The following is a 12137-nucleotide window of genomic DNA, read 5'->3' on the forward strand; positions in this document are numbered from 1 at the left end:
TCTCGTCCATCGTGGGCTGCCTAAAGAGTGCCCTCATAGGCCCCATCGGGGGGGGGGGGGGGGGGGGGGGGGGGGGGGGGGCGGGCGGCCCCCCCCCCCCCCCCCCCCCCCCCCCCCCCCCGCCGCGACGACCGCGCTCGTCGCCTATGTCGTCGATTACCACGCCGTGCCCAAACGAGTCACGCCCGGCTTCGAAGCTCATCTGTCGAAGCGCTCGCTCGCGATGACCTACGTCGCGCTCGGCGCGGGCTTCGCGATCGCGGCGCTGATTCGCGGACGCGCGGCGCGCTGAAGGCATCGGCTGTCATCGCCATTTGTCCATCACACAGGAGCACACGATGAACAAGGATCAAAGGGAAGGGATCAAGGAACAGATCAAAGGCTGGACCGATACGGCCATCGGCACCGTGACGGGCAATGAAGATCGCAAGGTGAAAGGCGATGTCGAAATTACCAACGGCGCCAATCGCAAGGACTATGGCGATCAGAAGGACAACATCGAAAAGGGCGTGGAAGACCCGGGCGATCCGACCAACGAGTAATCGATAGCGCGCAAGCGTTGAAACAAGAGTGGCCGTATGGTGCGGCCGCCGTAACCGTAAGGAGCATCGAACATGAGCACGCCATCCCAGCAAAGCGGACGGGACCAGAAGCCCTCCGACGACGAAACCTTCACCACCGATGTCTCCGAAACGGACGACGAAGGCACGACCGTGCGCGAAGCCGAAGTGCGGAAGGACGACCTTTCCGAAGTCAAGCCGAACGAGGGCGCGGGCACGCCGGAGTAACGCACGTCATTTGTGGATGGTCGCGCGAAACGATCCCACGTCGTTGGCCGTGACCGGGCGCGCGTCGTTGCCCCACGACGCGCGCACATACGTGAGCACTTGCGCGATCTGTACGTCGGTGAGGCGTCCGGCGAAGGGCGGCATCGCCTGACGTGGCGGGCCGTGGATCGTCGCGGGGCTGTTGCCGCCTTCGACGAGCAGCCGGATCAGCGAGGTCGTATCTTCGCTGATGACCGAGGGATTGCCCGCCAGCGCGGGAAACGCATTCGGCACGCCCTTGCCATCGCTTCGATGACACTGCGCGCAAAACCCCGCATAGACCGCCGCGCCCTGTTCGGGCGCAACGTCGGGCGCGCGCGTCTTGAGACGTCCCGGCGACGCAAGCGACGGATCGAACACGCCGTCCGCCGCGCCGGTCGCGGGCAGCGTCTTCAGATAGACGGCGATCGAGCGCAGATCGTCATCGGTCAGGTATTGGGTGCTGTCCTCGATCGTTTCGACCATGCTGCCGAATGCGGCCATGCCCGCGCCGTGGCCCGTCTTGAGAAACGCGGCGATATCGTCCTGCGCGATGCGCCCGAGCCCCGAGCCGGAATCTCCGCGCAAATTCGGCGCGAACCAGTTGTCGTTGACGCCGCCGGAGAGGAACGTTTTCGATGACTCGTCGTATCCGCGTTCCTGATATGCGATCCCGCGCGGCGTGTGGCACGAGCCGCAATGCCCGAGCGACTGCACGAGATAGGCGCCGCGATTCCAGCTCGCATCGCGATCGGCGTGCGGTTCAAACCGCTGCTTCGGCGCGAACGCCATGCGCCACAGAGGCAACGCCCAGCGCTGGTTGAACGGAAAGGGTACTTTCGTTTCCGGCGGCCGGTGATTCACGGGCGGCACGCCATGCATCATGTAGGCGTAGAGCGCGCGCAGATCGTCGTCGCTGATCTTCACGAACGCCGGATACGGCATCGCGGGATAAAGCCCCTTGCCGCCCGGCGCGACGCCCTCGCGCAACGCCTTCGCAAAGTCCTCGTAGCTGTATGTGCCGATACCCGTCTCGCGATCCGGCGTGATGTTGCTGCTGACGATGGTGCCGAACGGCGACGTCATCTCGAGCCCGCCCGCATACGGCGCGCCGTTCGAGGGCGCGGTATGGCATCCGGCGCAGTCGGCGGCTTTGGCGAGATACGCGCCGCGCGCAATCAGTTCGGGCGATGGCGACGCCCTGTCGTCCGCCATGACGGCGAGCGGCCACAGAAGCAGAACGGAGAGGAAGCGGGATACGTTCATCGTTATTGGTGATACAGGTATGCGGCGATGTCACGCGCATCGATTTCGCCGACGCCCAGATCGGGCATCGCGCTCTGCGGTGAAATGCGCTGCGGAAAACGGATCCATGTCTGCAGATTCTCCGGTGTGTTCGGCAGCTTGCCCGCGACATAAGCCCGTTCGCCGATGTTTTGCAGCGTCGGTCCGACCTTGCCGTAAGCGCCCGGCACGCCGTCGATCCGGTGACACGCGCCGCAGCCGTAACGCTGGATCGCATCGAGGCCGTGTCGCGGATTGCCGCCGGTGATCGCGTCGGCCGAAGGCGGCTTGTCCTGGCAAGCGGCGAGCGTAGCGATCAGAAGGAGCGCGATTGGAGTCGTGTGCATGTGCTCATCCTTCGCTGGCCACGTCGGCGACGGCGCGCGGCGGCGGCCGCCGCATCAGCCAGCGCGCGCCGACGAGCAATCCGCCGATCAGATACGCAAGCCCGCCCGGAACCCACATCACCAGACCGCCGAGTTGCTGATCCTGCAAGGGATCGAAGCCGAGGGCGCGCGTCGTCTCGATGCACGACGGATACCAGACACCCGGCGCGAGCGTCAGCAGCGCACCGAGCGCGCCGGTGTGGACCATCGTCGTGAAGAGGGAAAGCATCGCGTGGGCATTGGATGCGCCCTGTGCTTCCGATGCGCGGCCGAACACCGTCCACCAGAACAACAGCGCGCTCGCCAGAAAACTGGCGTGCTGAAGCGTGTGGATGCCGGGGCGCGCGAGCGCCGCCTCGAAGAAGCGCGGCGCGTGCCAGCACCACAGCGCGGCGGCGTGCAACGTCCACGCGACGACGGGCAAGGTCAGGAAGCGCCATGGCAGTTTGATCCAGCGTGAACGCGTCGCCGCGCCGATGCGCGCTCTCGCGTTCGCGGGAAACGCCCAGAGCCACACGGCGAGCGGCCGGCCGATGACGAGCAGCGGCGCGGCCACGAGCATGAAGAGCTCGTGCTGCAGCATGTGCGCGGAGAAGAGCCATTCGCTCAATGCGTGCAGCGGCGAAACCAGCGCGACGACGAGCGTCGACCATCCGGCGGCGAACGCGATCAGCTTCGCGGTCCGCTCGCGACGGCCTTGCGCGCCGCGCTTGTGCAGCTTCAGATAGCCGGCGAGATAGAGCGTCAGGCTCGCCGCCAGCACGGCGACGATCCACGGTTCGAACGTCCACGCGAGCGGCGATGCCTCCGTCGCTGCGACGTGGGCATACCCATCGGCGGACGACAGGAGCACGCAAGGCAGCGCGCATTTCAGCAGGCGGACAGTAGCCATTGCGGTATCGAAATCGCGATCACGGAAAGCACCGACAGCGCGCCCACACCGGCTGCGACCGCCGCGATGAAACCGGCGCGTGCCGGACGGTCGCCGGTATCGGGCGTCGGCAGGGCGAGCTTACGCCGCGCGTCGCGCCAGCGCTGCCATGCGAGCAGCGTCGCGGCCACGCAGACGATCGCGCTCGCGCCGCTCACGCCGTCGAGCAACGCATGGCCTCCGAGCCGGCACGCGGGCGTCACCAGCGCGTAGTTCAAGCTGAGACAGGCGAGAACGATGAACGGAGCGCCGAGCAGCGCGAGCCAGGTTTTCATAGCCGCGCCGCCCAATAGAAGACGCCGTAGATCGGCAGCCAGCTCAACACGACGAAGTACCAATAGAGCGCGTTTTCGCTGACATCGACGAGCCGCTTGCCCTCGAACGGCCCCGTAAAGAGCAGCACCGTGAGCACGGCCGTATCGACGGTATCGGTGATGAGGTGAGTCGTGTGCAGACCGAGCAGCAGCCAGATGACCGAGCCATACGCGTTCGCGTACCAGCTCACGTTGAGCGATGCGAATTCGAATCCGCGTATCACGAGGAAAATCACCGATGCGCCCAGGCACACCGCGAGCCAGATCGCCGCTTTCCGGCGATCGCCACGTTCCGCCGCGTTCTTCGCGAGCTGGTTCGGCCACAAGCTGGCGAGCAGCACGACCGTGTTGAGCGTGCCCCAGAAAAGACGCGGCGGCTCGGCCGCCATCGGCCAGGCGGGGGCGCGCGTGCGCAGATAGAAGACCATCATCACCGCGATGGCGAACACCGTGCCTTCGATCAGCATCAGGCCGGCCGTGCTCCACCACATGAGGCTGCGGTGACTGAAGGCGAAGGTCGGCAACGCGCGCACGTCGAGCACGAGCTCGCCGGTGCCGTGCGCTTCGCGGCGCGTTTCGGCGTTCATGGCCGGCGCTCCCGCGCGACCGCGAGCCGGTTCTCGCCGCGACTCGGCCAGAACCAGCCGATCATCGCCACGGCGACCGGCAGCGACGCCCATACGATCGCCCACGGCGTGTAGATCGAGCCGATGAACAGAATCGTCGTGGCGACGGCGCTTGCGAACGGCCACAGAGAGGGCGTTGGAAACATCGGCCGATGATCGGGCTGCGCATCGAGCACGCTCGTCACGAGCACTTCGCGCGCATCGGCGGCGAGACCCGCGACGAAGGCCGGTTGCGCGGACGGCTCCCACAGCGGATCGCGTCCGTGCACGACCGGAATCGCATCGAAGTTATGCGGCGGCGGCGGCGACGGCACGCTCCATTCGAGCGTGCCCGCGCCCCACGGATCGGCGGCGGCGCGTTCGTCGCTGCGCATCGTCTTCACGACATTGACGATGAAAAGCAGCACGCTCAACGCGATCATGTAAGCGCCGATCGTCGCCGTGAAATTCATGCCGTCCCAGCCCATGCCGTGCGGATACGTCCACACGCGCCGCGGCATGCCTTCGAGTCCGAGCAGATGCATCGGAAAGAAGGTCACATTGAAGCCGATGAAGAACAGCCAGAATTGCCATTTGCCGAGCCGCTCGTCGAGCAAGCGTCCCGCGAATTTCGGAAACCAGTAGAAGAACGCGCCGAAGAGCGGAAACACCGCGCCGCCGAGCAGCACGTAATGCAGATGCGCGACGACGAAGTACGTATCGTGAACCTGGAGGTCGAGCGGCACCGACGCGACCATGATGCCGGTCATGCCGCCCATCACGAGGATGAAGAAGAACGCGAGGACGAACAATAGCGGCACACGCAGATTGAGCTTGCCGGTCCATAGCGTGCCGATCCAGCAGAAGATCTGTATCGCCGATGGAATCGCGATCATCAGGCTCGCCGCCGTGAAAAAGCTCTTGCCGAGCTCGGGAATGTTCGTCGCGAACATGTGATGCACCCACAGCCCGAAGGCGAGAAACGCCGTGGCGATGAGCGAAAGCACCATCGCCGGATAGCCGAATATCGGGCGGCGCGCGAACGTCGGAATGATCGACGAGATGAAGCCGAGCGGCGGAATGAAGATCAGATACACCTCGGGATGGCCGAAGAACCAGAAGAGGTGTTGCCACAGCAAAACGTCGCCGCCCTTCGCCGGGTTATAGAAATGCGTGCCGACGAGGCGGTCGAGAATCAGCGCTGTGCTGCACAGCATGACGGCGGGCATCGCGAAGATCACCATGAACTGCGTCACGAGCGTCGCCCAAACGAAGAGCGGCATGCGGTTGAGCGACATGCCGGGCGCGCGCAGCTTGAAGATCGTCGTGATGAGAACCACCGCTTCGAGCAGGCCGGAAAGCTCGGTGAAGGTAATCATCTGCGCCCAGATGTCGGTGCCCTTGTTCGGCGAGTAGTCGGGACCGGCGAGCGGCACGTAGCTGAACCAGCCGGTGTTCGGCGCGGTGTTCACGGCGAGCGCGGCGAACAGCAGCAAGCCGCCGAACAGGAACACCCAATACGCATACGCGTTCATGCGCGGAAATGCGATGCTGCGCGCGCCGATCATCAAAGGCACGAGGTACGCGGCGACGGCCTGCATCACCGGCACGGCGAAGAGGAACATCATCGTCGTGCCGTGCATCGTGAAGAGTTCGTTGTAGAGGTTCGGGCCGATCAGCCGCTGATCCGGACGCGCGAGCTGCGTGCGCATCGCGAGTGCGAGCAAGCCTGCGAGCACGAAGAACACGAAGGTCGTCACGATGAAGCGTCGCGCAATCGTCTTGTGATTGACCGCGCTCAACATGCCGATGAAGCCCGGCGGATCGCTCCAGGTTTTCGCGAGCGCATCGCGCACTTCGGGCGATGCGTGCGGACCGTCTGTCAGCGGTGCTTCACTCATTTGAGCATCTCCATCCAGACGAGCAGCGCTTGCAGATCGGCGGGCGGCAGGCGCGTCGACGGCATGACGGTGCCGGGCTTGAGCGCGCGCGGATCGACGATCCATCCGGCGAGATTGCCGCGATTGTTGGAAAGCGTCCCGGCCGCGATGAACTGCCTGCTCGCGACATGCGTGAGATCGGGGCCGATCGTGCCTTGCGCTTCGGTGCCGCGCACGGTGTGACAGCGCGCGCAGTCCTGGCTCATGAACACGTCGCGGCCGCGCACGGCGATGTCGTCCGATGGCGCGATGGACGGCTGGCGCTGACGGGCCGCCCACGCTTCATACTGTGCAGGCGGATCGGCGATGACCTGAAACGCCATCAACGCGTGTTCGTAACCGCAGAACTCGGCGCATTGTCCGCGATACACGCCCGCCCTGTCCGCGCGAAACTCGATGGTCGCATCGCGGCCGGGAATCATGTCTTTCTTGCCATGAAGATTCGGCACCCAGAACGTGTGGATCACATCGGCGGCTTTCAGCGACACGACCACCGGCCGTCCGACCGGCACATGGAGTTCGTTGGCGAGCGTGAAGCCGGGCGCGTCGCCATCGTTCGCGTAGCGCACCTGCCACCACCATTGATAACCCGTCATCTCGATGCGCAACGCGTTGTCGACGGGCAGGCGCGAGAGCGCGCGGTCCGTGAGGACATCGGCGAGAACGAGACCGAAGAGCAGAAACGTGGACACGCCCGTCGCGGCGACGACCCAGAAGCGCACGCGCGGCTCGCGATGCCCGACAGCGGAGAGATCCGCAGGCGTTGCGCGATTCGCGCGAGGCGCGCGCATCATCGCGATGAGACACGCGAGCAGAATCGCCGCGAACACAACGCAGCAGACGGCCAGCGTCAGATGCCACAGGTCGAGAATGCGGCTGGCTTGAATGCCCGCGGGCGTCAATGCGCTTTGCATGGGTGCATCGTCTCTATGGACAGAAAGCGGACGTGCGACCTGATTAGCAATCGGCGTGCCGCACGCTGACGCGAGACGAGGGCATGACGGATGCTGTTTCTCTCATCGCGAGAACAGCGTGATTCAGACGGGAGAATGTCATGACCAAGGTAGCCGATGTAATGACACGAGACGTTCAGGCGATCGCGTCGGGCGACACGATTCGCCGCGCGGCCGAGCTGATGGACGAATTGAACGTGGGCGCGCTGCCGGTATGCGACGGCACGCGGCTCAAGGGCGTCGTGACGGATCGCGATATCGTGGTTCGCGCGGTATCGGCGGGCAAGGATGCTTCGTGCGCCGTGCAGGAAGTGGCGAGCGAGCCGGTGGAATGGTGCTTCGAGAGCGACGATATCGAAGACGCGATGCGCCGGATGGAACGGTTGCAGATACGCCGTATGCCCGTCGTGAACGGAGAAAAGCAACTCGTCGGGATGCTTGCGCTGGGAGATATCGCGACATGGTCGGACGGCGAAGTTGCGTCGACGCTCGGCGCGATATCGACGCCGTCCGTGCCGAGTCGCGATGAACGGAAATAGCGTCGTGTCGAAGTCCGTCCGAGCGGTACGGGATTTGCTCGCGTTGCGACAGGATGCGCGTCCCTTCAAACACCGGGAGCCGGCCGCAATCGGCCGGAATCGACAATGCTGTTTCTGTTCGTCGAAGATGATGTAAACGTCGCCGCGGCTTTCGCCGAACTGGCCGCCTCGCTCGGCCATCACGCGGACGTCGCGCGTACCGGCGGCGAGGCGCTGCGCATGACAGGCCAGACTCGCTACGACTCCGTGTTCATGGATATCGGCTTGCCGGATATCGACGGACGCAAGCTCTGCGAATTCGTGCGCTGTGCGGGCGCATCGACGGAGGCGTGCATCGTCGCGGTGACCGGTACGCGCGGATTCGACATGGATTCATCGCGTCAATTCGACGGCTATCTGCGCAAGCCCGTTACCGCATCGGAACTCACGGATGTCATCCGAAGCTGCTGAGGCGCCGTGCGTGCGACGTTGCGCGGATCGCGCGGCTACGTATCCTGCATAACATTCGCTTGAGGTGAGCGACGCTACGATCGCAGCACGACAACGCACGTGCTGCCTTCATGAACCGATACTTCACCAACACGCAGGGCGCCATCCGCCGCATCATCGATCTGAAGCGCAACGGGCCCGAGGCGAGCCGCGCGAACGTCGTCGGCCAGCAGAAGGACGGCACGGAAGTCCACGGACTCGAGCAAGTGCTTCTTCACTTGCGCATCGGACGCATCGCCCATTTCACTTGCAGCAGTTCATATGTTCAGGAGATTGTCTTCGTCAGCTAGCGACGAAGACGGCATTCGCTAGCGTCCCCTGATCGCATAGAGCCGCGTCGGTAACGCGACGGGGCTTTGCGGGTCGAACCAGCTCATGTCGGGAATGCGCGAATCCGTGACGTAGATCGTGCCGTCCGCGCCTTCCGAGAACGTGTCGGGCCAGACGAGACGCTTGTCGCGCAGCAGCGTCGTGAAGCGATCGCCGTCACGCACGCGGATCGCGTGATGTTCGACCGACGACACGTAAAGCCGTCCGCGCTCGTCGAACCAGAGACCGTCCGCGGGACCGTCGATGCCGACCGCTTCGACGCGCGACGAAACCTGCTGCGCGCTCAACTGCGCGTTCTGAAGCGCGTCGGTCGCGATGCGATACAGCGTCTTGCCCTTCACCGCCTGCCAGTACAGATAGCGCCCATCGGGCGTCAGCGCGATGCCGTCGGCGGAAAAGCTCACGCGCCGTCCGTCGGTCTGCTGCAGCGGCTTGCCGTCGACCTTCACGGTCACGCTCTTGTCGGCCTGCGTGCTCGGGTCGCCGTCGAGCACGCGGCGCGCCGAGCCGGACGCCGTATCGACAACGACGATCGCGCCGCGCACGCCCGAATCGGTGATATAGACGAAGCGGCCGTCCGGGCTGAGGCGGACATCGTTGAGATAGCTGCCTTGCGGTGCGATCGTTTCATCGAACGAATAGACATGCGCGACGCGGTTCGATGCCAGATCGATCTGCACGAGCTTCGGCGCGCCCGGCACGACGAGCGACTGCGCCGGCGCACCCGGATCGATGACCCACAGATTGCCGCGCTTGTCCGCGACGACGGACTGAACGCAGACCCAGTGATCCTGCGGCGTGACTTCATCGCGACGTGAATTGCGCCAGCTATTCCAATCGGCATCGGGATAGGGTCGCAGGTCGCCGGTGCTGCCGAGCTCGGCGACGGATATCGGCGCGTCTTCCGTCCAGCGCGGAAAGTTGACGAACGTGCGGCCATCGGGCGTCACGGTGACGCCGGTCACTTGATGCTCGAAGGTCGCGACGAGCTGAAGCCTGGCATCGCCGCGTTGCCGGTCGTGTCGGCTGGCGGTTTCCTCTGCGCTGGCCATCGGCGAGAGGGCGGCGAGGCTCAGAACGAGGAGGGTTTTGACGAGCGGTCTCATGATCGGCTCCGATTCGGGGATGCGCCATTTCAGCAATCGCAATGCCGTGGCATGGGCACAGGCGATGCTCGCATCGTGCAAACCTCTCAGCGACTCAAGCCGAATTGACAATCATACGAAGACGCCCCCGACGCATCGGCCGGTTCGATGCGCTGCGCATGTGCGTGCAATCGCTCATCGCGAGCGTGCTGACGTATGCGTGCATGAATTTCATCGGTTCATCGAGTACAACGTGGGGCGTTTTTTCCAGCCTGTTCGCGCTGCAGGTGAGCTTCGACCGCAGCCTCAAGTACGGCGTAGGCCAGATGATCGGCGCGGCAATCGGCACCGTGGTGGGCCTCGCGACGCTGCATTTCTTTCCCGATGCCGCCGATGCCTTCCCGCGACTCGGTCTTGCGACGCTCGTCACATGCCTTGCGTCGACGCTCTTCCCGACGACGAACTACAGCATCGTCGTGGCGGCGGCGCTCGCGCTCGAACCATCGGCGGGCGTTGCAGGCGCGGTGTCGCGCGCCGAAGCGATCGCGCTGGGCGCGGCCATCGGCATCGGTGTGTCGTCGAGCGTGTGGCCGCAACTGTCGCGTTCGCGCGCCTTCGAGATCATGGGCGAGCTTCTCGATGACTGCCGTGCGTTGCTCGCGACGATGCCGATCCTCGGTCCGCTCGAAAACCGCGAACGCGTCGATGCGCTGCATGAGCGCTTTCTGCGCCATCTCGTCGAAGCGCGCGCGGTCTGCGGCGAGACGCGCGTGCGTGCGCGCTTCGAAACCGGATCGTCGCTCGGCGCCGCGCTCGTCGCTTTCGAAACGCTATGGCATGGACTGGTGCTGCTCGATCGCATCGGGCAATCGCAATGCGGCTGGCTGACGAACGAGGAAACGGAGCCGCTCGCGGAGCGCATCGAACTCGTGCGCGATTGCGCAAGCGGCTATCTGCAGGCACTGGCTGCATGGATGCGCGGCGGCGCACCGCTGCCGCCTGCCGAACGCTTCCTCGGGCCGCTGAACGATGCGTCCGCTGCCGTCCAATCGGATATCGCGAACGTGATTCTCGGCTACGCGAACGACTCACGGCAGTTGCAGGCGTTGTCGACGCTGTCGTTCGCACTGGAACAGATCAAGGCGAATCTCGCGAATATCGCCGGCGTGCTGGAAACACGCTTCGATCGATCCGCGTAAGCCGTTTGCAAGACGACGGCACACCATCTGCTCTGTCTTCCGACCACCTACGGCAATCGGATATGAGCAAGAACAGCAAAGCGAACAAAGGCATGCCCGCGCCCGATGACCGGCAGGCGCTTCTGACCGAACTGCGCCGTTGCAAAATGGCGCGCTCGCCGCACGCGTACGTCAGGGGCAATACCGAACGATTCTATGAGTGGGTGATGGAGGCGAACGGCGATTCGTTGCCTCGCGGCCCGGCGGTGTGGATTTGCGGCGACTGCCACACAGGCAATCTCGGACCGATTGCCAATGCCAAAGGCAAAGTGGAAATCCAGATTCGCGACCTCGATCAGACGGTGATCGGCAACCCGGTGCATGACGTCGTTCGTCTGGGCTTGTCGCTTGCGACGGCTGCGCGCGGATCATCGTTGTCGGGGCTGAACGTCGTGCGAATGATCGAGGCGCTGGCCGCAGGATATGAATCGGCATTCGCGGATGAAGTCATCGACATCAAGCGTCCCGAACCCGTTCACGTGACGATGAAGGAAGCCGTGCATCGATCGTGGCAGCATCTCGCGCGCGAGCGCATCGAGGACCTGCATCCGACGATTCCCTTGGGCAAACGCTTCTGGCCGCTTGCCGGAGACGAGCGAAAGGCGATCGAAGCGCTCTTCGCCGATGAGGACATCGCAAGCCTGCCGACGAGCCTGAAGGGACGCAAGGATTCGGGCGAGATCGTCGTGCTGGACGCGGCGTACTGGGTGAAGGGTTGCAGCTCGCTCGGCCGTCTGCGTTATGCGGTCCTGCTCGATGTCGATGGTGGCGTCGTCGAAGGCGACGACCTGTGTCTGATGGACATCAAGGAAGGCGTGAAGGCCGCCGCGCCCCGTTACGACGACGTCGCGATGCCGCGCGACAACGCCTTGCGCGTCCTCGAAGGCGCGCGAAACCTGTCGCCGTTTCTCGGTGAACGCATGCGCGCGGCCCGCCTGCTCGATCGCGGCGTGGTGATCCGCGAGTTGTTGCCGCAGGACATGAAACTCGAGATCGAGCAACTCGGCAAGGATGACGCGATGCACGTCGCGCATTATCTCGCGGGTGTCGTAGGCAAGGCGCATGCGCGTCAGATGGACGACGCAACGAAGCGCGAGTGGCGAGCCGAACTCGGCCGCAATCGATCGAAGACCATCGACGCGCCGCTATGGCTTTGGAACAGCATCGTGCAGTTGGTGAGCAACCACGAAGCGGGCTACCTCGAGCATTGCCGTCGTTACGCGACCGACGCGTGAGG

The 12137-nt window shown here is 64.6% G+C and carries 16 protein-coding genes; 8 read left to right on the plus strand and 8 right to left on the minus strand.

Annotated elements, in window-relative coordinates:
* Positions 1-166: 166 nt before the first annotated feature.
* The 3 genes from NCS02_RS36425 to NCS02_RS33840 all read left to right on the plus strand — a co-directional run bounded on the left by NCS02_RS36425 (position 167) and on the right by NCS02_RS33840 (position 788).
* Complete coding sequence (locus tag NCS02_RS36425; protein ID WP_284507644.1) at positions 167-292, plus strand: hypothetical protein; 126 nt, start codon at positions 167-169, stop codon at positions 290-292.
* Positions 293-338: 46 nt separating this feature from the next.
* Positions 339-542 (plus strand): CsbD family protein, encoded by a 204-nt coding sequence (locus NCS02_RS33835; RefSeq protein WP_008345751.1) that lies wholly within the window; start codon positions 339-341, stop codon positions 540-542.
* Positions 543-614: 72 nt separating this feature from the next.
* Complete coding sequence (locus tag NCS02_RS33840; RefSeq protein WP_250442198.1) at positions 615-788, plus strand: hypothetical protein; 174 nt, start codon at positions 615-617, stop codon at positions 786-788.
* Positions 789-794: 6 nt separating this feature from the next.
* Here NCS02_RS33840 and NCS02_RS33845 read toward each other — a convergent pair whose 3' ends face one another.
* Genes NCS02_RS33845 through coxB form a run of 7 tightly spaced genes read right to left on the minus strand, consistent with a single transcriptional unit; the run spans position 795 to position 7180 of the window.
* Positions 795-2072, minus strand: coding sequence for a c-type cytochrome (locus NCS02_RS33845; protein WP_250437854.1), 1278 nt, complete (start codon positions 2070-2072; stop codon positions 795-797).
* A gap of 2 nt (positions 2073-2074) precedes the next feature.
* Positions 2075-2437: a c-type cytochrome gene (locus NCS02_RS33850; RefSeq protein ID WP_175982177.1), complete on the minus strand. Its 363-nt coding sequence runs from the start codon at positions 2435-2437 to the stop codon at positions 2075-2077.
* A gap of 4 nt (positions 2438-2441) precedes the next feature.
* Complete coding sequence (locus NCS02_RS33855) at positions 2442-3368, minus strand: cytochrome c oxidase assembly protein (RefSeq protein ID WP_250520520.1); 927 nt, start codon at positions 3366-3368, stop codon at positions 2442-2444.
* A complete protein-coding gene (locus NCS02_RS33860) occupies positions 3347-3682 on the minus strand; it encodes a hypothetical protein (RefSeq protein ID WP_033535647.1) in 336 nt (111 codons plus the stop codon). Before NCS02_RS33860 ends, NCS02_RS33855 begins: the two co-directional genes overlap by 22 nt.
* Complete coding sequence (locus NCS02_RS33865; RefSeq protein WP_250523634.1) at positions 3679-4308, minus strand: cytochrome c oxidase subunit 3; 630 nt, start codon at positions 4306-4308, stop codon at positions 3679-3681. Before NCS02_RS33865 ends, NCS02_RS33860 begins: the two co-directional genes overlap by 4 nt.
* On the minus strand, positions 4305-6227 hold the full coding sequence (ctaD, locus tag NCS02_RS33870; RefSeq protein WP_034471079.1) for a cytochrome c oxidase subunit I: 1923 nt from the start codon (positions 6225-6227) through the stop codon (positions 4305-4307). The genes NCS02_RS33865 and ctaD overlap by 4 nt, the downstream gene beginning before the upstream one ends.
* On the minus strand, positions 6224-7180 hold the full coding sequence (gene coxB, locus NCS02_RS33875; protein WP_284504556.1) for a cytochrome c oxidase subunit II: 957 nt from the start codon (positions 7178-7180) through the stop codon (positions 6224-6226). The genes ctaD and coxB overlap by 4 nt, the downstream gene beginning before the upstream one ends.
* A 140-nt stretch (positions 7181-7320) precedes the next feature.
* On the opposite strand from coxB, the gene NCS02_RS33880 reads away from it, so the two are divergent.
* The 3 genes from NCS02_RS33880 to NCS02_RS33890 all read left to right on the plus strand — a co-directional run bounded on the left by NCS02_RS33880 (position 7321) and on the right by NCS02_RS33890 (position 8537).
* Positions 7321-7758 carry a CBS domain-containing protein gene (locus NCS02_RS33880; protein ID WP_250458508.1) on the plus strand — a complete coding sequence of 146 codons (438 nt, stop codon included), beginning with the start codon at positions 7321-7323 and terminating at the stop codon, positions 7756-7758.
* A gap of 105 nt (positions 7759-7863) precedes the next feature.
* Positions 7864-8208, plus strand: a complete 345-nt coding sequence (locus NCS02_RS33885) for a response regulator (RefSeq protein WP_250520521.1) — start codon at positions 7864-7866, stop codon at positions 8206-8208.
* A 110-nt stretch (positions 8209-8318) separates the two neighbouring features.
* Positions 8319-8537: a hypothetical protein gene (locus NCS02_RS33890; protein WP_250520522.1), complete on the plus strand. Its 219-nt coding sequence runs from the start codon at positions 8319-8321 to the stop codon at positions 8535-8537.
* Positions 8538-8555: 18 nt separating this feature from the next.
* Here the strand turns inward: NCS02_RS33890 and NCS02_RS33895 are convergent, their stop codons facing one another.
* The gene (locus NCS02_RS33895) at positions 8556-9683 is read right to left on the minus strand and encodes an L-dopachrome tautomerase-related protein (RefSeq protein ID WP_250520523.1); all 1128 of its coding nucleotides are present in this window, start codon (positions 9681-9683) and stop codon (positions 8556-8558) included.
* A gap of 158 nt (positions 9684-9841) precedes the next feature.
* Between NCS02_RS33895 and NCS02_RS33900 the strand changes: the two genes are divergently transcribed.
* Positions 9842-10861 carry an FUSC family protein gene (locus NCS02_RS33900; RefSeq protein ID WP_250442203.1) on the plus strand — a complete coding sequence of 340 codons (1020 nt, stop codon included), beginning with the start codon at positions 9842-9844 and terminating at the stop codon, positions 10859-10861.
* Positions 10862-10923: 62 nt separating this feature from the next.
* Entirely contained in the window at positions 10924-12135 is a 1212-nt protein-coding gene (locus NCS02_RS33905) for a DUF2252 family protein (RefSeq protein WP_250520524.1), read from the plus strand.
* Positions 12136-12137 lie beyond the last annotated feature (2 nt).

The organism is Caballeronia sp. NCF2, from assembly GCF_023631205.1.
GTDB lineage: Bacteria > Pseudomonadota > Gammaproteobacteria > Burkholderiales > Burkholderiaceae > Caballeronia > Caballeronia zhejiangensis.